A 22,971-nucleotide genomic window follows, 5' to 3' on the forward strand; every position below is an offset into this window, starting at 1 on the left:
CACCTTCTCTCTTTATTCGTAGATTCCAGTACGAGATGGGAGTCCAACCCCTTATGGTATATGGGAGCGCAGCCAGATTCAAATGCTGCAAGAAGCAGAAATCCATAGTGACCATGTGCAATTTTCTACACTTTCTCCGATTCTTATCGAAAATAAGCAAGGCGAACCTGTTCATCCGCATCAAATTGAATATGTACAAGAATTTGGTTATTATGCCGCATTACGCATTCGTGAATTGGCTGGACGTGAACCCTATCGTCCGATTACTATCCAACCATTAAACATGAAACGGGTAGTCATCAAAGAAACTAATTCGACCTTTCGTCAATTAAATACAGCACAAAAGCAACTCCATTTCACTGCCTATCGGGGGCAGTTTATGTTGAAAGGGCATACCAGTTTTCCGTCTAATATGCGACCGGATGCGTGAGGTTTATATGCACGTAGTGGATTTTAAAGGGCAGTACGAATAACCCTAAACTATAGATAATTAAGGGTTTCATATGCACAAAATAAGTTCTAAAACCATCACCATAACACCCGTAACCTGCAATATTGCTATTTATAAATATATAACACGTTCCAAAACATCCAACTAAGCCATCCAATAACCCCCCACTCTATGCGCTACAATGAGATGTCAACCCCAACCCTTCCATAGCAAGCTATAAGTAAAATGATAAAATATTTGCCCGACAGAAAAAGTGTCACATCAGCCGATGCTATACAGACTATTGATCAACCCCAAACCCACTATTGCCCATGTACAACATTACATATATATTTTATTAAAATGACGATATTCCGCCTTAAATCGTCTAAAATAACGAAATTTAAGCTGAAATGTGAAACGTTATAGCAACCGATTCGTATGCAGTATTAAGCAACAAATTGTACATCACTATATACTATGCTGCATCTGTAGAATAGCGATCTTGATTTCAGTACTATGTATTTATCCCGACATCGCCATCATACAGATGCCTATTCTGAAATGGAGGGGTAGACAGATGGAGACGTTCGATAAACGTAATCTGTTTTTTAGCATCATTTTGCTGCTCGCAGCGTTTGTCTGGATTGGAGCGTATGCAAGTGAGGTTAAGCTAGAGCGCCAGGTGGAAGCGTATTTGTTAGACAGTCGGCAATATAATGCCGAGGATATTGATTATGTTAAAGCCAGCTTTGGCATCAATCCGTTGCTGGGCGTAGAAGTACATTTCACCGATGACCCGGAAGCGCGTTATTATTACACACGCAGTGCAGGCACGATTACCCAGTACAATGCCGAACCACGTGAAGGGATCGATCTGCACCATAGTTATGCGTATAAACATAAAGAGGAAGAAGTCGAAGCGCGAGAGCATGTGCCCGTGCAATTGGTTTTGAAATGAGTGCTAGTTTGCAAATAGAAGACGCGGATAGCAACCTATCTTCACAAACACAATCCCAACATCCTGCTGCCACAAAATATGAATGCCGTAAACTGCATGCGCTCCCATACGCACAGCTACTCGATCGCATCGCCAAGCTGCACGAATCTATATTTTCAGCCTCAGAAAACGATGGACTTATTGAGAAAATACATCGTAATGCCAGCATAACCAATATAAATGAGCTGCTCACCATCATCGCACTGGATGGCGAGCAAGTGATCGGTTACAAAATCGGCTATCCATTAATGGAAGATCAACATACGTTTTATAGCTGGCTTGGCGGTGTCGATGCTACCTATCGTCAGCAAGGTATTGCCTCGGTGCCAATGGACGCGCAACATGAATATTTACGCCAAGCCGGATATCGCAAAGTGCAAACGAAACCGATGAATCGCTGGCGCAATATGCTGCTCCTGAATATTCAGTATGGCTTTAATATTGTGCATACATTTACGGATGCACGAGGATTGTTTAAGATTGTGTTGGAGAAGGAATTGGTGTAGATATTGGGTGTATAGGGTAGTGGCGAACTGGAGCAGGATAAATACATTCCCTTTTTATCCATCATAATAGCAGGCAGATCAGCGCACACTGATCTGCTTTTTGCTGTTTCCATATCTACGTACTACTAGACAAACAAGAAGTCAATTGCAAAATAACAAAATAAATATACTTCATACACAACCTGGAAAAAAAGTATTTCCATAATAGTACAAAAGATGTATTATGAAGAAGATTAAGCAATATATTCACCTCTTATGACACCTGTCCATGTACCTATAAAATAAAATATATTCTCCGTTAGTATTCCAGAAGCACTGGAACAAAAGCAGTGGCAGCGCGGAATCGACGGCAACAAGGAGATATGACATATGGCGTATATGATTCCGGAAACGATTCCTAGTTCAGCCACGCAAGGAGAACGTATTTTATTCAACACTTTCCGCAAACATCTTCCCGACAACTATATCGTTTACTATGAACCCCATATTAATAACGGTCATCATCGCAAACCCGACTACGTTATTATCGGTCCTGATCTTGGTTTGCTCGTATTGGAAGTCAAAGATTACACCGAGAACACGTTGCACCAATTAAGTCCGGATGAATGGCAATTACATACACAAAAAGGCACCGGCAATTTGGAAACTGTCAAAAACCCGATTAACCAAGCGCGCAACTACGCCTTCCATATTCACAACAAACTAAAAAAAGACTGCAATCTGCTCCAGCAAGAAGGCATTTACGCAAACAATCTCAAATTTCGTTACGGGTATGGCGTTGTGTTCACTCGTATGAAAGAAGTGCATATGATTCGTAATGAAATTCATCGCTGTATCGATCTCAATCTAGTACTGACTCGTGAGCAGATCGATCCAGATGACGAGCAGTTTAACGCAGACTATCTGCTTGAGCGCATGAGTATGATGTTTCCGCTACCATTTCATCCACGTCAGTGGCTAAGTGAGGAAGATATGACCGCAATCCGGTATCATCTGTTTCCAGAAGTGCGTATCCGTGCCGAAATTAAACAGCTTAACTATTACCAGGATGATATACTACTGTCGCTACACCATATTCAGGCGATGGATTTGCATCAAGAGTCACTTGCTCGCCAACTGGGTGATCGTCATCGGCTTATACGCGGCGTTGCCGGAAGCGGTAAAACGCTTGTACTTGCCACACGCGCACGCACGCTTCTACGTGAGCATCCCGATTGGCGTATTCTCGTACTTTGTTATGGCAGTCCATTATCGTGTAATATCCGCAGCATGATTATGCACAAGCTGCGCGAACCGGAGGATTTATTTGAATGGTCGGCAATGGAGTCGCAAGGGGAAGCTGCACAGACAAATGATGCATGGTACGAACAACTGGAAATCGGCACCTTCCACGATTGGATGTACAAGCAATTTCCATTGAAATTCTCCAATAGTGAACAGGAAAACGAACGCCAACTCCAACAACTGCTTGATCAGCTAGAAAGCGGTGAGATGATTGCACCCCAGTACGATGCGATTCTGATCGACGAAGGTCAAGATTTGGAACCGCAATGGCTGGAACTGATTACAAAAGCGCTCAACCCGGACACGCAGTCACTGTTAATTGTAGAAGATAAAGCACAAAAAATTTTCCGCCGTAAAGTAAGTCTCTCCCGTAACACTGGACTTGATTTCCGTGGACGTTCCAAAATATTAAGTATTAACTATCGCAACACATCACAGATTGTTCATTTTGCTTGGGAATTTTATCGTTCCCATTCCAAACTAAAAGACAAATTCCAGCATACGACCACCACAGGCGATACCGTAGAAATCATCCCACCTCAAGGCACAAAACGCAAAGGCCCGGAACCACAGATGCGTCATTGTACTTCGATCGCAGATGAAATGCAGTGGGTCACTGAGCAAATCGAATATTTGCAGCGGGAGAAAAAGGTAGATTATGCCGATATAGCGATTTTGTATCGGGTGAAAGGAAGTTACCAAAACACCTATATTATCGATGCGATTCGGCACGGTTTGCAGCAAAGTGCCATTCCATTTAACTGGTTCGCTGAAAATAAGAGGACAAAAGATAATTTTGATCGTTACGAAGCGACAGTGAAAATTTCTACGATTGATAGTGCAAAGGGAATGGATTTCCGGGCGGTGTTTATCGTGAATGTAGACGGTATGCCAAGAGCGAAGGCAAAGGAGGAGGAATGGGATGAGGAAGTGTCGCGGTTTTATATTGGGATGACGAGGGCGATGGAGTATTTGTATTTGAGTTATAGCAAGGTGGAAGGGTTTGCGAAGTGGGTAGAGGTGAAGGCGCATCTGGCTGTGGATAAGCTACCTTATACAAGGGGGAAATATAAATGATTACTGAAATTCATCTAAAAAATAGAGCTTCTTATAATAATAATGGCGCAAAATTAACTGATTTGAAAGCTGTCAACTTCATTTATGGATCAAATGGCAGCGGAAAAACTACAATTTCTAATGTTATTAGAAATCAACACAATCTTGGTGATTGTAAAATAAATTGGAAAGATAATACAACTATTAAAACATTAGTATATAATCGTGATTTTGTTGAAGAAAACTTTAAAGAACAAACATTAATTAAAGGTATTTTTACACTGGGGAAAGAATCGATTGATACAAAGCAAGCCATTCATTTAAAACAAACACAGTTAACAAAAACTACGGAGGGAATTAATAGATTGAAGGTACAATTAAATGAACAAAGAAAAGAAGTTGAAGGGCTTGAGGAGAATTTTGAAGAAAATTGTTGGAGATTAAAAACTACCTATAGTGAATTTTTCTCAGAAGCTTTTACCGGTTACCGTAATTCAAAAAAAAATTTTAAAAGTAAATTAATAAATGAATTAAACAATTCGCAAGATTTAAAGAGCTTAGAAGAATTAAAGAGTTTATCTTCGAAAATTTATACGGAAAATAAAACCATGTATAATGTTTTGCAAAAAATAGAAATTAAAGAAATAAGTTCTCTTATTTCAGATGTAATTTGGAAGACCTCGATTGTAGGCAAAACGGGGATAGATATAGCGCAATTAATTGAACGTTTCAATCTAAGTGACTGGGTGAAAAAAGGACATAATTATTTAAAGGAGACTGAGGATATTTGTCCATTTTGTCAGCAAACAATTGCACAAAATTTTAAATCTAACTTAGAAAATTATTTTGATCAAACTTACGAAATTAACATTCGAAAACTTCAAAATATCTCTGGGAATTATAATTCTTTGATTACTCAGCTTTTAGCTAGTATCGACGTACTTATAAGTAACGAGTGTGAATATATTCCTAGGCATGATTTAAATTTGAGAAAAGAAGTATTAGAAAAAATGCAGAATTTAAACCAAGATAAGATATTACAAAAAATTAATGAACCCAGTATTATTATACAATTAGATTATTTTGATGAGGAATTAAATAATATTAATCACATTATTGAACAATGTAATATAGAGATTATTTCTCATAACTCCATAGTAGCTAATATTTCTTCTGAAAAAAGCGATTTGAATGCTAAAATTTGGAGATACATTGTTAATGAGAATAGTTTAACTTACAGACAGTATAAAGAGGACTATGATAAAAAAGATAAGATTATTAAAAATATGGAGCTTAAAATTAAACAATATAATGATAAAGTAAAAGAATTACAAAGTGAAATTGAATCTTTAGAACAAACAATAATTAGCACTTCTACTTCAGTTTATGAAATGAATAATTTGTTAAAAGGATTTAATTTTACAAATTTTCAGTTTGCAGAAACACAAGATAAAGGTAGCTATTCTATTATAAGAAGTAATGGAGAAAATGCGGAAAAAACACTTAGTGAAGGGGAAAAAACGTTCGTTACGTTCTTATACTTCATTAGCTTGTTAAAAGGAAGTACCGAGAGAGGTTTAATCACTGAAAATAAGATCGTTGTTATTGATGATCCTATTTCAAGTTTAGATAGTAATATCTTATTCATAATAAGTAATTTAATAAGAAGAATGATCGAGGATATGCGTACTAAAAACAGCGATATCCAGCAGATATTTATTCTAACTCATAATATTTATTTTCATAAAGAAATTAGTTTCAAAAAAGCGAAAACTGCTCTAAAAGACGAAACTTTCTGGGTGGTTCGAAAAATAGATAATAATTCAGAAGTAGAATTTTATTCAGAAAATCCTATCAAAAATTCTTATGAATTGTTGTGGCAAGAAGTCAAACATGCTTCGCAACGTTCATCGACTACAATACAGAATTTAATAAGAAAAATAATTGAAAATTATTTTAAAGTTTATGGCAACTATTCTGAAGATGATATCATAAAATATTTTGAGGAAGAAGATAAGGTTATTTGCAAAACCTTACTATCGTGGGTAAATGATGGTTCGCATTTTACCAATGATGATCTTTATATAGAATGTACTAGTGACACAGTTAGTAAATATCTTATAATCTTTGAAGCTATTTTTGAGAAAACGGGCCATCATGCTCACTATAAAATGATGATGGGAGAGGAATAAAAAACAATAAGAAGCTTCTTTTTTAAAGAAGCTTCTTATTAGGCTGTCGAGACCCCCAATTTTTCGTAAATACCAAAAGCAGAGTTAAATGTAGTCAAATAATGTATTTCTGATAGCCGTTTAAATCGATTTTTCCTGAAAAAGATGACTACCTTATAAAAATCGGATGCCTTAGCTGCATCCGATTTTTATTTCCCCTAATCTCTTACTTCGTGCATTGTATAAGATGCTACTTCAACCCCCAAATTTGCATTCCCCCCCAAAACCATGCTATATTCTGACTACAGAACCAATTTAGTTTTTTAGTCAAAAATAAAAACATCCTTACAACGACTCACCCCACCATTTTTTTAAACAAAGCTAACTCGCTGTGCACTACCTAATGCTAATGCAATGCCCCTATTTATTCCGCATCAGCACACAATAAATCCACACAGCACGACAACTAGGAGGGAATGCGATGAACGAGCTATGGTTGGATGATGAACCGATCAAGTTATCCTTTATGCTAGATCATTTGTTACTGGAGGAGGAACGTACGATGAGTTATGCAACCGATGAGCGTTATCGGAAAATTATTGAGTCTGCCCGTGATATTTTTTCCAAGTTTGGGTATAAGGGCACGACGGTAGATCGTATTGCCAAAAATGCCGGGATTGGTAAAGGGACGATCTATCTGTTTTTTGAGACAAAAGAAGATATTTTGAATGCGATTTTGGATGTGTCGCTGACTGAGATGGTGCGGCAGGCGGAAGAAATTATTAATAGCGAAGGTGATATTAAAGATCGGATGTATCGGGCGATTTATACGTGCATTAGTTTCCGGGGGTATCATACGATCGCGGATCGTTTGGCTGAGGAATTGCAGGAGTTTGGTACAGTCGCTTCGCAAAATGCGCTTTGCCATATCGATTCTGTTGTGAATACGGCGGTTTGTCGTTTGTTGGAACAGGCTGTTGCGCAAAAGCTGATTTTGCCGATTGCGAATGTGCAGCTGACCGCGCTTGTATTGATCCATATGTATGATGCGATGACCGTGCACTGGGAAAAGGATCACGAACCGCTTAGCAATGATGAAGTGTTCGAGATGCTGCATAAATTCCTCACTTGAGACGATGGATAGTAGCAAGTAGATTAAGAAAAAGAGGGTACCCTACTATCCGAAAACGATTACGAACAGACAAATAAACCATATGGGTCTACCCGGTGGAAACGGGGCTATGGAATGGAGGAGCAAGACGATGGTCAAAAAAATACAGCCTGTGCTGGCTGCTGGATTGGTATTGCTACTATTGCTGGCAGGCTGTTCAAGCGAACCGGCACAGTCGACCGAACCGATCGCCAGCCCGGTTACCGTGTCTAAAGTGCAGAAAGTGCCTTTGAATGCAGTATACAATCTATCCGGTACATTGACTGCGGTACAGCAATCGCCAGTGGCATTCGAACTCGGTGGTACGGTCGATCGTATCGGTGTTAATATCGGAGATGCGGTTAACAAAGGACAATCGCTTGCTAGTTTAGACGGCGCCGATTTGCAGCTCAAAGTAAAAGAAGCACAGGAAGCGGTGCAGCAAGCGAATGCTGGTTTGACGGCAGCCAATGCTTCGTTGAGCAATGCGAGTGCTGTGCGTTCGGCAGCGCAGGCGGGAGTGTCTGCAGCTGAAGCGCAAGTGGAAGGTGCGCAGGCGAAGCAGCAGGGCGTATTAGACGGGGCGCGTGAGCAAGAGAAGCAGCAAGCACGTAATGCGGTAAGCAAGGCACAAGCGGCATATGAGCAGGCAAAAGCGGCTGCCGAGCGTGCGAATGCGCTATTTCAAAATGGATTGCTGACCAAGCAGGACAATGAGCAGGCACAAACTGCTTTTGCAACCGCGCAGGATGCGCTGAATGATGCACAGCAGCAGCTTTCACTCACACTGGCAGGAGCGAGCAACTCGGATCGCGCTAGCGCTGCCTCGGCGGTCAAGCAGGCGCAAGTTGGCGTACAGTCGGCGCAGGCGCAAGTGTCGCAAGCGAATGCAGGCATCGAGCAGGCGCAGGCAAGTGTGCAGCAAGCGCAAGCATCGTATGACCAGGCGAATGTTTCGCTGGCACAAGCGAAGCTGGCATTGTCCAAATCGCAGCTTACATCCCAAGTGAGCGGTGTTGTGCTGGAAAAAGATATTTCGGTCGGTCAGACGGTTGCAGCAGGCACGACCGCGTTTACGATCGGTCAAATCAATCAGCTAAAAGTATTGCTGCCTGTACCGGATGAGCAAATTGCGCAGTGGAAAGTCGGTCAGCAGGTCAGCCTGAGTTTGTATGATGAGCAGCGTACCGGACGGGTTACGAATATTTATCCGCAGACGAATGACAATACCGGTACGATTAGTGTAGAAGTACAGCTTAGCAATCCGAAGCTTGATTGGAAGCCTGGGCAGGTCGTCAAAGCATCGCGTGATGTACAATCGCAAACAGGTATTATGGTGCCTGTCGAAGCGGTCGTTAGCATGGACGATGCGCCATATGTGTATCGGAGTGTAAATGGCAAAGCGGTACGTACGCCGGTGAAAACAGGTCAGTTGATGAACAACAAGCTAATCATCACCGCAGGTTTAAAAGTAGGTGATACGATCGTTACCTCTGGTGCGGATCGATTGATGGATGGTGAGAGCATTGCGGCACAGTCGGCACAGTCTGCCAGCAGCACCAAAGCGACCGGTGGATCGCAGGAGGGCAGTGCGCAATGATTCCATATTTGGTGAAAAAAAGTAAAATTACGCTGCTCTTTTTTGCGCTGCTGATTGGGATTGGAGCATTTAGTGGCTTCCAGCTACCGAAGCAGTTAATGCCGGACATTATTGTAAAACAGGCGACGGTGACGACCGTCTATGCCGGAGCGACGCCTGAACTGGTGGAGACGACGGTAACGAGGGTATTGGAATCGAAGATCAAGGAAGTTTCCAATCTGAAGACGGTTAACTCGGTTTCCATGTCCGGTGTATCGGTCATTACGCTGGAAACACAGCCAACCGCTGATGCGCCAACCGTATGGAGCGAGCTGCGCAAAAAGGTCGAAGACGCCAAAGCCGATTTGCCGGATGGCGCGGACGCACCGGTCATTAACGATAATTTGACCAAAGCGTTTGTACAGTCGTTTGCGATCTATGGCGATAGCGCTCAAAATTTGTGGAAATTGCAAGACTTGATGACCAACTGGCGCGATCAGCTACGATCGGTGCCGGGTGTGACCGATGTGACGATTACCGGCTTGCCCAAGCAGCAAGTACGGATTGAAGCAAATATGTCCAAATTGCAGCAATATGGCATCCCGTGGGAAGCGATTCTGAATGCGGTACAAAAGGAAAACAACCGCGTACCGACCGGCACGCTAGATTATGAAAAGCGCAGTTACCAGCTTACCGTACCTGCCGATCATCATGCATCCAGCTTGGAAAAGGTCGTCGTGTTCAAATCGAAAAATGGCACACCTGTCTATCTAAAGGATGTTGCCAGCGTACAGATGGCGAACGAAAAAGTGGAATACAACAGTTATTATAACGGGCAACCTTCGATCTCGGTGCAGATTAACAGTGAAGTCGGTTCGGACGTACCGACGATGTATGAGCGTGTTAATGCCAAGATGGATGAGCTGAAAACAACATTGCCGTCCAATTTAAAAATCGAATCGCTATTTGCACAAAAAAACGAAACGGATCGTATTTTCCACAATTTGTTCGTTGAAATGTTAATTGCGATTGCGGTCGTCATTATCGTATGTATGCTCGGTCTGAATTTGCTTACTTCGTCTTTTGTGGCGCTGGCTATTCCGATCTCGATTGCGATTGCGCTGATGTTTCTGCCAGGCATGGATATTACGCTTAACCAGATTACCGTAGTTGGTCTCATCATCGTACTCGGCATACTTGTCGATGACGCGGTCGTGGTGAATGATAATATTGAACGCAGGCTGTCAGTGCTGCGTGAGCGTCCATATGATGCGGCGATTAATGGGACGAAGGAAGTGTCGATCTCGATTTTGACCGCAACGTTAGCGACGATCGCTGCCTTTGCACCGCTGATGTTTCTAACCGGCGATGTGGGCGCATTTATTAAGCCGATTCCGGTTGTAATCTCACTGGCGATGCTCGCTTCGATGGCGATGTCGTTAACGATTATTCCCATTTTCCGTATTTGGTATGAGAAACGCAGAATTTTAAAAGGTAAAAAGCTGGCAACGAGCAAACCTGCCGGACTGCTCGGTAAACAGATTCAAGCGGTATCAGACAGTTATGCCCATCGTTTAATGCCCAAAGTGTTAAAACGTCCACTGCTAATTGCACTGGTCGGTCTAATTGTAAGCACATGTATTTATGGATTGACACTGTTTACGCCAGTACAGTTGTTTCCACGTTCGAGCAACCCGGAGCTGACGATCAAAATTACGATGCCAACCGGTACGTCGATTGAAGATACAGACGAAACGGTACGCCAAATTGCCAAATGGGCGCAAACACAGCCCGGCGTTGAGGCGGTATCATCGGCATCCGGTGGTACGGCATCGCCGCTTTTTTACAATATTACGAATATCGCTTCGTTTTCGACTAATCAAGGTGAAGTGCTGTTGAAAGGTGAGCTAGGCAAGCTCGACAGTACGGCTGCCGTAGCGAATTGGCCGCAGCAATTGAAGCGCATGTTTCCGCAAGTGACCACATCGGTGACACAAACCGAATTGGGCATTCCGGTCGGCAAGCCGGTTTCGATCCGGATTATCGGTACGGATTTGCAAGAGCTGCGTAAGCTGACCGATCAGGTGAAAGGTGTGATCGCATCTACCAACGGCACGACTAATATTAGCGACACGATGGGTGTGCAAGCTTATACGCTTGATTTTGAAGTGAATCGGGCAGCGATGGATCGTTACAATGTGACGTACGAGAATTTAACGCGTACGCTGCTGCTGACCGGTACAGGTGTTAAAGTGGGTGAATTTGATAATGGACGCGATCTGGTCGATATTAAAATTTATATGCAAGACGCATCAGCGACCGATCCGGCGATTTTGTTTCAGCAGGTCAATGTGACGAATTCGGACAATGTACAAATTCCGTTGACCCAGCTCGTTACGATTCATCCGGCATTCTCGATTAAACAGATTAATCATTACAATCTGGCACGTTCCAATACGATTGAAGCGGATGTGAACGGACGTACGGCGACCGAAGTGATGCAGGATATTAATGTCGGAATGAACCAAATCCATTTCCCGCCAGGTTATTCATGGGAAATCGGTGGTGAGACATCGAAGCAAAGTGATATTTTCGTCGATTTGGCGAAGCTGTTTGCGGTTGTGGTCGTGTTGATCTTTATTTTGATCGCGATGCAGTTTTATTCGCTCTGGATTCCGTTGATCGTGATGACAACCGTTTATTTAGCGGCAGCGGGCGGGGTACTTGGTTTATTTATTAGCCAGACACCGATTGGGTTTATGTCGATTATGGGTGTGATTGCGCTAGCTGGCATTGTCGTGCGTAACGGTATCGTATTGATTGAGTTTATCGAAGACGCGCGGCATGAAGGATTGGACATGAAAGACGCGATTATTCAAGCAGCGTCGGCACGTTTCCGTCCGATTTTGCTCACTTCGTTGGCGGCAATTGTCGCTTTGCTGCCGATGGCAACGGTCGGTGAGCAATTGTTCCGTCCACTGGCGATTGCGATCGTATTCGGATTAGTGTTCTCTACGCTGCTGACACTGTTTGTTGTACCTGCACTATATATGGTGCTGGCTCGTTACAACGACAAGCGCAAAGCTCGTAAAGCTGAGCAGGAAGCACGGTTGGAGCAAAAGTTGAATGAATGGTAATTTGACAATTCGCAAGGATATGTTCACACAATAAAGCAAGCAGCTCCTGTGCTCCAAAAGCCTGTTGAGGCAGTGAGCGAACAGGGGCTGCTTTTGTATCTGAAATGGTCAAAGTACTGCATGCTCGGCATTGATCGGTATTGCTATTTCATATTAATACCGATCAATGCGGTCACCACACCGTTATCCTCCGTATACAATGACAGACGACGGCTATCCGGGCTCCAACGAATCGAGCTATTATACGCTTGAAATTGGGTCGTAATCGGGGTCGTTGTGCCGGTACTGCGGTTGAAAATGTACAATCCTTTCATGCCTTGCTGACTTTCCTGATAAATGGAAAAGGCGATCATATTACCGTCCGGTGACCATGCCGGGCGACCGAGCAATGTACCTTCAGCGACTGTACCGACTGTTTTGCCGTTTGCATCAATGACGATTAGTTTGCTTGGCTCGGATTGCTTGTGTCCGACCTGTTGAATGACGATCGACTGCCCATCCGGAGCTACGTTAAAGTCCCATACATCGGTTGCAATCAGTGTCGCTTGCACGTCCCCTTGTTGCACCCGATTCAAAGCCGAGCCGCCGACAAAATAAATCGTTTGTCCGACTTGCTGTACGAGCATAATAGAATCTTTTGTGTTGGCTCCTTGTAGCGGTAGCAGTGTTTGCTGACCTTGCAAATCGATTTTTTGCAGCCCGGTGTCCGGTGTGCCGCTAATTAAATGCGTATCGTCTGCCCAGTGCATTTCATTGATCATATCGAGCTTGCCTATATTGTTAATTATGCCGGAAGTCGTATCGAGAATATGCCCGGTAATCGTATAGCGATCATTCGGTACGCCTTCCGTAAAAAAAACATACCGTCCATCCGGCGAAGTTTCCGCGAGCAATTGCACGCCTTGGCGTCCCGGTGTTAGCTCACGCTCGGCACCTGTTGCTGCATTGTGTACGATGAGGCGCGTATTTCGTTCGATGATGATCTCATCAGCGGTTAGCCATGTGCGCCCGTATACATGCTCAAGTCGATCAAGTGAAGACAGGCTGATGGAAGTTTGGGCGGGGACAGTGGCGTTATGATCAATAACTGTCAGCTTCGGTTCGCTGCTGCAGCCCGTCAGCAGCATAATGAGCAATAATGAACTGCCTACGAGTAGCCACCAATAACGTAAATTATACTGTGCAGCGGTAAAAGTGAATGATGAACGCGCACAATAGAACGAATTCAACAAATACGATCTGGATGAACGAGATCGGTAAGCGATACGAATCAACCCCTAACTATCCAAATAATCTTGATCCAAGGCAGCTTAATGTGTTAGCTATCGTCGATTTTGTGTGTATAAATAACTTATCATGTATACATCTCAAATCGATGTACAATTGTATCTAACTTGTAAACGTTACACACCGTTATTCACATGTAATTAATAATATTACAACTAACAGTATGAAATTAGCGACTAATTACGTATAATAGAACAGGTTAATTCAGAATATCGTTATCCAAGCGTGCAAAAGTCTGTTTATGATAGGATCACCAGGAAGTTCCATATGCCACACATATCGCCTTGCTCCAGATTATTGACTTGTCTCAAGAAGATGTAAGGTTGCGTCCATCTGAACCGTGCTTGAACCGTGCAGCATTCAGACGAACGCAATCCCTGAATAAATTTGAGACAAGCTACTATGCTGCATTTGCGAAGCGTGTTTCATTATAGCGCCTGGACTAACGAATCGCTGTAGCAGTTGGATCATCATCAGCGCTAGCTGATACGATCTGGTACAAAGGAGCGGACACGATGCCGATACAATGTGGAGGTGAACAACATGAACGATAAGATTACAGAGAGACGGCGGCTACGGCTACAGCTTCTCTATGATTTGTATAATTATCATTTTGGACCGGAAGACCGTTCATTTCAGCTGCCTGGACCGAAAAAAAATGTAGGGCCGCTAACGGATAAAGAAACCCGCTTAGCTTATGATTATTTACACAAAAAAAGTCTAATCGATCTCAAAGACGTAGTAGGGTATATTCATTTCGTCATTACTCCACAAGGAATCGATCTGATTGAAGATATGATTATGAACGAGACGTCTGATGAAACGTAATTACAGCTGTGCATGTGGGCAGTTTATCGAAAGTGCTGACTCGAAGCCAGTTATGAAAAAGGACTTTATTGCCGCAGTACAGAGCAATAAAGTCCTTTTCTATTGTCGTAATGGCATATCCAGTACAAACACATTGCCTAGCTCATCGGACGCTTCGATATACAGATTGCCATTCATACGCTGTGCAAGGCGCCTTGCGAGCGGCAAGCCAAGCCCTGTACCGCCGCCTGTACGTGAACGATCGTGACGAAGTGTAGTGTACGGTTCGAATACAAGCTCCTGCTGGTCAACGGGAATAATCGGGCCGGAGCTACCGATTCGAATATGTACTCGCTCATCATCCAGATGACTTTGTACCGTAATCCAGCCTTGTTGCGGCACATTGTATTTGACCGCATTATCAAGCAAATTAAGCAAAATATGCATCAGATGTTTTGGATCGGCAAGCAGTTCCACCGGTTGATCGAGCGTAACATCGAGACGTATGCCTGCATTTGTTGCTTTGCCACGTGTGCGTGTAGCAGCTTCTTCGATCAATTCATTCAGCTGCACTTGCTGCGGATGCAATTCAAAATCATATTTATCGAGCAGTGACAAACGGATCGAATCTTCAATCAGTTCAATGAGCCGGCGAATCTCGGATGAAATGCTCGTGCTCGCTTCGCGAACCAATTCGGGATCATCGCCATACATGCCGAGCAGATCGGCATACGATTGGATCGAGGTGGCAGGCGTTTTAAGCTCATGACTAATGTTGCCGATAAATGTTTTTTGCAGCTGCTCTAATGCAGACAACTTGGCTACCGCTTGCTGAAGTTGCTGTTTTTCCTGTTCAAGCAAATTCATGCTCCGCTCGATCATACCGCCCATTTCCGCAATGCTATCACCCAGTTCACCGAGTTCATCGGATCGTGTTAGCAGGGCGTGTCGTTCATCTGGATAATGACCGCGTGCAATCGCACGCGCCTCGGTCATTAGCGTATGAATATCACGTGTCTGGCGATGAATGTACAGCCAGCCAATTAAAAAGCTGCTCGCTAGCACCGCAGCACCCGTCCATAGGCACAACATGAGCATATTGCGGTAAAATTGCTGTTGCTCAGCAATTGACAGATGGAGTTGCAATACGCCGAGCAATTGATCAGCACTATAGATTGGCGTTAAATAAAGCACATTGGAACCTTCGGTAATATAAGCGGTTTGCCCTTGCAGTGCATACCGCATCGCTGGACTAACATCACTACGGCGAGCTAGCGGTAATGAGTCTCCGCGCAGCTCGCCGCTCCGATCGTACACGATCACTCTCATATTGCTAGAAGCACCCAGATCGACCGCCAGCTCGGCAGCCCGTCTTTGCATAAACAGCACAGGATCAAGTCGCTCGCCGCTTAAATACGCCTGCTGAATGCGCATTTGCATGAGCTCGCTTTGCCGTAACAGAAGCTGCTCGGTCTGCTGCTGCTGGTTGCTGCGAATGCCTGACAAGACGAGCAAACTGAGCACAGTCACCGTAAACAACAACAACGCTCCTAATAGCAACGGGAATTTCCAGCGTAAGCCAAGGCGCGGATGAAGCAGCGAACCGGGCTTCATGCTTGCGGCTCCGAACGATAACCGATACCGTAGACGGTTTGCAGTAGCGATTGATGAGGAGTAAGTTTTTTGCGTAAGCGCTGAATATGAATATCGACTGTACGTGTCTCGCCCGCATAATCTATGCCCCATACGAGTTCCAATAGTTCATCCCGTGTGTATACACGCCCCGGATGGGTAACAAGCAGCAATAACAGATCGAATTCTTTGGGCGTTAATTCTAGCGACTGCTCGTTAATTCGTGCTTCACGACTGGCAGGTTGCACAGTGAGCGAACCGAGTATGCGCGGCTCATGGAGTGGGGGCGGTGCATTTTCACGCTCGACGCGGCGCGCCAGTGCCTTAATCCGGGCAATCAGCTCACGAATATCAAATGGCTTAGCGACATAATCATCGGCACCAAGCTCCAAACCGAGCACACGGTCGATCACATCATCACGTGCCGTCAAGAGCACGATACCTAATCCGCGCCGCTGTTCCAAGCGGCGGCATACTTCATAGCCATCCATTTCCGGCATCATCACATCAAGCACAAGCACATCCGGGCGAAATTGTTCCACATATGCGAGCGCTTCTTTGCCATCTGTCGCTGTCTCCACTGTAAAATGCTCGCGTTTGAGCGCATAAGCAATCGAGTTGCGAATGGACGCTTCATCATCCGCAATTAGCACGCGTGTGGACATGGACAGTCTCCTTTCAAACGATCAATCGGTAATGGTATCATTGTAATACTCAATAATATCTTTGCGTCGGATAATGCCCAGAAATAAGCCTTCATTATCGGTAACCGGCACAAAGTTTTGATCGGCGGCACGATTTAGCATATCCTCCATGTTGGCGGTGATGACGACACTTTCGTTATGTACACGGCGCTGAAGATCGCTAAGCGGTACGTGCCGCATCGCTTCAAAGTCGAGATTGAACGAATTTTTCAGCTTCCATAGCAGATCGCCTTCGGATAATGTACCGATATATTTGCCTTGCTCATCAATAATCGGAATGGCTGAATAGGGATGGCGTTCCAGTTGCTCCAATGCTTCCAGCATCGATGCTGTAGACGACACGTAAGTCACCTGCTCCTTAGGCAGAAGAAAATGTGAGATTTGCACAATTGCCACTCCTTTACATCATATGTTATCAATAATATTTCCATTAAAACATATTTTGAATCGCATGTGTAAAGGTTTACAGCATTGTAGCCACAAAACAGACGATTTTAGACGGTATCAATATCAGCGAAAAAGGCGGTAAACGGCAAGTGTAAAGTGAAAGTAGCGGTTACATAAAATAGGGTGGATACTTAGCCTGTTAGCTATGTAATGTGCAAATGTTGAACGTTCTTATAGATGAAGAAGGAGTGCAAGCGATGAAAACAAAACAGCAATTCATAGACGCCATTGTAGCGCAGCTTCGAAAGACCGAGCTATATAACGAAACACTGATCGAGTGGGTGGAAGCGGCATTGGATGAATCATGGCATGGCGATTTGGAACCGCAAATTGCGATTGAACCAGATGGCTACAGATTGCTACTGTATGAGCGCGGCGTAGAAATGATCAATAACAAAATCGGCGCAGAGCGTGAACAGGATGCGATGTACTGGATACTGGACGACCGCATTCAACGTGCCGCTTATGTTGAATTGCTGCGCCGACACGGTATAGAGCCAGGCAAAGCGCATTTGCAACTAACTGCAGCAGTGCAAGCGGAATGGACGACATTGATTCAAACTGCTTTTGCGGCGATTGGCGGTGTGTATGAACAAATGTATCGCAGTGGACGCCGCAGCGAGCTGGAGCAAATGTGAACTGATTCGTAGGATCGATAAGATAGGAAATAATGGCGCAAGTTTATTTTACGAGCAGCTTCGTTTCAGCGAGAAGGTGCTATTCATTGCTATGAATAGTGCCTTTTTTGCATACAGACATTGATTTATGGCGCAGTATAGCCGATATAGGAATCATACTTAAGTACCCAATATAGGAATTATCTCCCTTGCGAGCGAATTGAATTAAATTATATTCTTTAATTGGAAAAATATATTTTAAATGGTTTATTTATATTAATATAATGAATAATATCGGCAAATGTCACAGGAGGGGATGCCCATATGGAAAAAGTGAATGAACAGGTACATGCACAAGTAAATGTCCAAGTTACGGATGAATTGGTCGTGCGTGCTCTGCAGGAAAATCTGGCAATTATTCGATTTGATCAAGAGCATCGAATCGCTTATGTAAACGATATTTTTGCACGGGTTGTCGGTTATTGCGCCGATGAGATGGTTGGCATGCATCACCGTGATCTCTGCTTTCCTGAATTTTCGAATAGTGCGGACTATATAGCATTTTGGGATAATTTGTTTACCGGGATTACGTTTCACGATAAAATTTTGCGGCGCAATGCAAACGGCGATGAAGTGTGGCTGGAAGCGACCTATATGCCGGTATGGGATCAAGCGCGTCGGCGTGTTATTAGCGTTACGAAGGTGGCGACCGATATTACCGAGCGTCATCATCATCTGACCCATGTAGTAGACGATTTGCAACATACCGCCCAAATGCTGCATCAACGATCTTCGGACGGTATGCTGCATAGCGAGGAGTTGCTCGTCAGTATGGAACAGATCGCACAAGTATCGTCAGCGAATGCAGACACGATTTATCGTTTGCAAGAGCAGGCGTACGAGATTCAAGATGTGGTGAAAACGATCCGCAAAATATCGTCGCAAACGCAAATGTTGGCGCTGAATGCAGCCATTGAAGCTGCCCGCGCTGGCGAATTTGGTCGCGGCTTTAACGTGGTCGCTCAGGAAGTCGGCAAGTTGTCCAATATGGTGCAAGAAGCGATCAATCAGGTCAAATGTAGCGTCGATGCAATGGACGGCGAAGTTCGCAAAATTTCCGGTACAACGACCGAGGTCGAGCACAGTCTTAAGCGTGGGCAGGAGCGAATGCAGACGGCGATGGAATCGTTTAACGCGATTTTTGTATCGGCTAATGAATTGAATGTGCAGGCGCAGCGGGTGGCGCATGAGATTTGAGGCTTGAATTTGAGGTCTTTAAGCAAGGTTAGATGCTTAAAGACCTTTTTTCTGCTGTAGTTATTTGATTAAAATAATGTATAAATGAATGCCTGCAACAATGATATGAATTAGCGCTATAAAGAGATGTATATGTATAGAACTACCATTTTGATAGGCACTCAGATCAACATACTTGCATTATATAAGTAAGATAATCTTACACAGAAAATATATTTTTAGTTATTTTCATTGTGAAAATCGTCAAATGTTATTGACGATCACTTGTCTACGTTATATGCTACTTATGAAATCGCAATCAATCCCATAGTAGCCGTAGAACGGCGTGTTACCAGTAATGGGCATGAGCCAACAACGGAGTGTAGTGATGACATACGTATGTCGTATGTTCTGCCTCTTTTGTCTGTGCTCTTATTTGCGTTTTGGCGGCATGTTCACGTTAAACAGAGCAAGGATAAGCAAGATGCGGTGTCTGCAGCGCCTCGTTATTGTTATACTTCTCGTTTGGCATACCCTGCTTCCTGGCAGCAAAATGAGGCGTATAGTCAACTATTACAACTTCATACAGAGGAATTATTTCCGCATCGTTTAACCGCTATGTTGTCAGTTCAAATCAAAAGATATGGGGGTAAACATATTGAAAAAAAACTGGTTAATACTTATGATCGTGTTGCTTGTCGTTTCGTCAATGTCTCCTGTAGCTGCCGCACAATTTCAGCAACAAGCTGGTAACTCAAAATCGTCATCTAACAGCGAACAAATAAGTGTACAGCAATATACTAAAAATGGAACATCTGTCTGGAAACTGCAAAAAGGTACGCGCTTGTATCTGCTTCAGGATGGGAATCAAGCGCTTGATCCTGATCTAGTAAGTGTCGTAAAGCTGGTCGATTCAGAGCTGGCTGCCAAAGGCTTACCTTCTGCCGAACCGTTGCCGATTCAGACTGGAGACGCTTCACTGGCTGAAGCTGGCGATATATTGATCCGTCTCGGTCAGTTATCCGAAACGTCCAATTCGGAGGCGTACAAGCTGGAAATTGCGGATCAGATTAAGCTGACCGCACCGACCGTGCGTGGCATTCTATATGGATTGCGTACGATCGAGCAGCAATTGCTTGTGTCTGGTGATCTGCAATATGGTACGATTATCGATTATCCGACATTGGCAGAGCGTAGCTATCATATCGATATGGCGCGCAAATTTTATACTAAAGACTGGCTGATTCAACAAGTGAAAGAATCGTCCTGGCTCAAGATTAATACGCTCGAACTGCATTTTTCCGAAAGTGAAGGCTTCCGCTTGGAGAGCAAGGTGCATCCGGAAGTGATGTCACCGCAATATATTACGCAGGCAGAAATGAAAGAGGTTTTGGCGGTTGCCAAACAATATCAAGTAGACATTATTCCTTCTCTGGATAGTCCGGGTCATTTGCAATATGCGCTGCGTAATCATCCCGAATGGAAGCTCAAAGATGGCAATGGAAATGCCTGCGGCGATAACGACGGTGTATGTAAAGGCGCGCTTGATATTACAAACGCTGATGCCAAAAAATACATTTTTGATCTGTTAGATGAGTATGCTGTACTGTTTAAAGGCAGCAAATATTTTAATATTGGCGGCGATGAATTTATCGATTTTAGCCAGTTCGCTAAATTTCCAGAATTGCAAAACTATGCGCGCAATGTGCTTGGTATTCCCAACGGCACAGGGATCGATACATTTATCGACTATACGAATCAAGTTGCCGAGCATATGGAGAAAAAAGGCTTTATTGCCCGCGTCTGGAACGATGGTTATTTCCGTTCTGATCAAACAGAACATGTTCAACTGAAAAAGTCGATCCAGATCGATTACTGGACGAAATGGGATACTCATATGGCACCGGTGCAAAAATTTATCGATGAAGGGTTCAAGGTTGTTAATTTTAACGATGCGTACTTCTATTATGTGCTTGGCCAAAATGCAGGTTATAAATACCCAACCGGTTCCAACATTTATAATAACTGGCATCCGGGCTTGTTCCCGAATATTAGCTCGTCCATAAAGCAAGAATATAATCCACCGTATCCAGATGCGATCCTGGGCGCTTCGTTTGCGATCTGGAGCGATACACCAGGAGCGCAAAGTCAAGAGCAAGTAAGTGCAGGCATTTATGAACCACTGCGCGCAATGGCGGAGAAATCATGGATTGGCGAAAAGCGTTATAGTGATTATGCTGCGTTCAAAAGCGTATTTACCAAAATCGGTGAGGTGCCAGGATATGACAGTGCACTACCGACAGCGAGCGATATCGTAGCCGCTAACAGTGTAGGTATCATTTATATCCATGCTGTCGATGATGCAGGAGTATCACTGTATGATAGTCGAATGTTCGGTACGCTCGGTTCTGCTTATACGTTAACACCGGATACATTATACGGATACCGTTTGCATAGTCTTCCTGCCAATGCAAGCGGTACGTTTAACTCTACAAGTGTAACAATAAACCTTGTCTATGATTTGAAAACGGACAAATCGGCTTTGCAACAGGCATATACCCAATCCGCCACTTATCGTGCTGCCGATTATATTGCCGTCTCCTACACACCGTATGCGCAGCAACTTCAGCAGGCTAAAACCGTGCTGGACAATGCGCGCGCGATTCAGACAACGATCGATAGTACGCTAGGCGATGTCAAACAGGCGCAAAGTCAATTGATTGCGATATCCAAAATGCAATTGTACGTACTGATTCAGTTTCCACAAGCTCAAAATAATGCTACATCGTCATCGTATGCCACTTATTTGGCAGCGCTTGAGCAAGCGAAGCCGCTTCTGACTGATGCGACCGCTTCCACACAGGATGTTGCCGTGGCAGTGAATCGCATTACCACGGCGCTGCAACATGTAAAATCACTTGGTTTCACTGTCACGATGAACGATAATCCGTATCTGGATTTCAGTCAAGCAGTAGACGGTAATTCCAATACGTATGCAGCCAATTGGGACGCACAGCAAGTGGGCGATACGATCGTATTTAATTTCGACAAACCGGTGAATCTGGCTAGCTTTACAATTCAATATGTTACGGATTTCAACTATGGCAGAATCAAACAAGCCGATTTCCAGATTGCCCAGCTGGTGGGAGGTTCGCTACAATGGAAAACGGTCGGTACGCTTGACAATTCAGCGCCAACGATCACGCTCGCAATGAACGAAAATGATGTGCAGCAGGCACGAATCGTGTATACTGCCGATACGAATGATAGCGGTGAAGGTACGCTCATTAGCGAGCTGTCGTTCGGTTACAATGCGAATCCAGGCGATTGTGGCATTCAGCAATTGCGCTCGATTGATACACAATCAAACAGCGTCCATTTGCAATGGAATCCGGTTAGTGGAGCTTCTGCTTATCTCGTTTATGTTAATGACGATGCACAGCCGATTTATCGTGGCAGCGATCCATCTTTTGTGCATAGCAATTTGCAGCCGAATACGGTCTATACGTACCGGGTAATGTATGTGAGCGGGGGAGTTACAAGCATTCCTTATTTTGTACAAATTCAGACATTACCGGTATCGGGCAATAGTGATACACAGCTATCTGCTTTGCGTATTGATCAAGGGCAATTGTCACCGACATTTGCTCCATCTATTACCGATTATGCGGTGCAGGTAGCTGACGATGTGTATACATTTGATTTTACTGTCACTAAGACTAATCCGCTGCAACAATTGACAGTGACAGGTGCCACCTACGGACCAAGTGTGACCGCCGACAGTTACAGTTATACAGTCGATATGACCGATCCGCAACGAGCGGTGACGATTGCAGTTCAGTCGTCAACAGGTACAACAGGTACAACAGGTAAATATACGTTGCGAATTGCACGCGGCAATACGCCATAATATCGTTATGAAATAGCG

16 protein-coding genes are annotated in these 22,971 nt (G+C 44.0%); 12 read left to right on the top strand and 4 right to left on the bottom strand.

Annotated elements, in window-relative coordinates; genetic code table 11:
* The first annotated feature begins 82 nt into the window (after positions 1-82).
* From U1I11_RS04990 to U1I11_RS05025, 8 genes are all read left to right on the top strand, one after another.
* A complete protein-coding gene (locus tag U1I11_RS04990; protein WP_322904289.1) occupies positions 83-430 on the top strand; it encodes a CRISPR-associated endoribonuclease Cas6 in 348 nt (115 codons plus the stop codon).
* A gap of 580 nt (positions 431-1,010) precedes the next feature.
* On the top strand, positions 1,011-1,391 hold the full coding sequence (locus U1I11_RS04995; protein WP_322904291.1) for a hypothetical protein: 381 nt from the start codon (positions 1,011-1,013) through the stop codon (positions 1,389-1,391).
* A gap of 8 nt (positions 1,392-1,399) precedes the next feature.
* On the top strand, positions 1,400-1,936 hold the full coding sequence (locus U1I11_RS05000) for a GNAT family N-acetyltransferase (RefSeq protein WP_322904292.1): 537 nt from the start codon (positions 1,400-1,402) through the stop codon (positions 1,934-1,936).
* A 369-nt stretch (positions 1,937-2,305) separates the two neighbouring features.
* Positions 2,306-4,297, top strand: a complete 1,992-nt coding sequence (locus tag U1I11_RS05005) for a 3'-5' exonuclease (RefSeq protein ID WP_322904294.1) — start codon at positions 2,306-2,308, stop codon at positions 4,295-4,297.
* Complete coding sequence (locus U1I11_RS05010; protein ID WP_322904296.1) at positions 4,294-6,468, top strand: AAA family ATPase; 2,175 nt, start codon at positions 4,294-4,296, stop codon at positions 6,466-6,468. The genes U1I11_RS05005 and U1I11_RS05010 overlap by 4 nt, the downstream gene beginning before the upstream one ends.
* 460 nt (positions 6,469-6,928) lie before the next feature.
* Positions 6,929-7,579, top strand: a complete 651-nt coding sequence (locus tag U1I11_RS05015) for a TetR/AcrR family transcriptional regulator (protein ID WP_322904299.1) — start codon at positions 6,929-6,931, stop codon at positions 7,577-7,579.
* Positions 7,580-7,709: 130 nt separating this feature from the next.
* The gene (locus U1I11_RS05020) at positions 7,710-9,197 is read left to right on the top strand and encodes an efflux RND transporter periplasmic adaptor subunit (RefSeq protein WP_322904301.1); all 1,488 of its coding nucleotides are present in this window, start codon (positions 7,710-7,712) and stop codon (positions 9,195-9,197) included.
* Positions 9,194-12,313, top strand: a complete 3,120-nt coding sequence (locus U1I11_RS05025; protein WP_322904303.1) for an efflux RND transporter permease subunit — start codon at positions 9,194-9,196, stop codon at positions 12,311-12,313. The genes U1I11_RS05020 and U1I11_RS05025 overlap by 4 nt, the downstream gene beginning before the upstream one ends.
* Before the next feature lie 143 nt (positions 12,314-12,456).
* Here the strand turns inward: U1I11_RS05025 and U1I11_RS05030 are convergent, their stop codons facing one another.
* Positions 12,457-13,542 carry a WD40 repeat domain-containing protein gene (locus U1I11_RS05030; RefSeq protein WP_322904304.1) on the bottom strand — a complete coding sequence of 362 codons (1,086 nt, stop codon included), beginning with the start codon at positions 13,540-13,542 and terminating at the stop codon, positions 12,457-12,459.
* Positions 13,543-14,143: 601 nt separating this feature from the next.
* Between U1I11_RS05030 and U1I11_RS05035 the strand changes: the two genes are divergently transcribed.
* Positions 14,144-14,428, top strand: a complete 285-nt coding sequence (locus tag U1I11_RS05035) for a hypothetical protein (RefSeq protein WP_322904306.1) — start codon at positions 14,144-14,146, stop codon at positions 14,426-14,428.
* A 99-nt stretch (positions 14,429-14,527) separates the two neighbouring features.
* Here the strand turns inward: U1I11_RS05035 and U1I11_RS05040 are convergent, their stop codons facing one another.
* Genes U1I11_RS05040 through U1I11_RS05050 form a run of 3 tightly spaced genes read right to left on the bottom strand, consistent with a single transcriptional unit; the run spans position 14,528 to position 17,130 of the window.
* Positions 14,528-16,021: a sensor histidine kinase gene (locus tag U1I11_RS05040; RefSeq protein ID WP_322904308.1), complete on the bottom strand. Its 1,494-nt coding sequence runs from the start codon at positions 16,019-16,021 to the stop codon at positions 14,528-14,530.
* Positions 16,018-16,704 carry a response regulator transcription factor gene (locus U1I11_RS05045; RefSeq protein WP_322904310.1) on the bottom strand — a complete coding sequence of 229 codons (687 nt, stop codon included), beginning with the start codon at positions 16,702-16,704 and terminating at the stop codon, positions 16,018-16,020. Before U1I11_RS05045 ends, U1I11_RS05040 begins: the two co-directional genes overlap by 4 nt.
* Positions 16,705-16,725: 21 nt before the next feature.
* Positions 16,726-17,130, bottom strand: coding sequence for a CBS domain-containing protein (locus U1I11_RS05050; protein ID WP_322904311.1), 405 nt, complete (start codon positions 17,128-17,130; stop codon positions 16,726-16,728).
* A gap of 257 nt (positions 17,131-17,387) precedes the next feature.
* On the opposite strand from U1I11_RS05050, the gene U1I11_RS05055 reads away from it, so the two are divergent.
* The 3 genes from U1I11_RS05055 to U1I11_RS05065 all read left to right on the top strand — a co-directional run bounded on the left by U1I11_RS05055 (position 17,388) and on the right by U1I11_RS05065 (position 22,953).
* Complete coding sequence (locus U1I11_RS05055; RefSeq protein ID WP_322904312.1) at positions 17,388-17,828, top strand: Imm63 family immunity protein; 441 nt, start codon at positions 17,388-17,390, stop codon at positions 17,826-17,828.
* A 303-nt stretch (positions 17,829-18,131) separates the two neighbouring features.
* Entirely contained in the window at positions 18,132-19,064 is a 933-nt protein-coding gene (locus tag U1I11_RS05060; protein ID WP_322904313.1) for a methyl-accepting chemotaxis protein, read from the top strand.
* A 637-nt stretch (positions 19,065-19,701) separates the two neighbouring features.
* Entirely contained in the window at positions 19,702-22,953 is a 3,252-nt protein-coding gene (locus tag U1I11_RS05065; protein WP_322904314.1) for a family 20 glycosylhydrolase, read from the top strand.
* Positions 22,954-22,971 lie beyond the last annotated feature (18 nt).

The sequence above is a fragment of the Paenibacillus campi genome (genome assembly GCF_034659835.1).
GTDB lineage: Bacteria > Bacillota > Bacilli > Paenibacillales > Paenibacillaceae > Saccharibacillus > Saccharibacillus campi.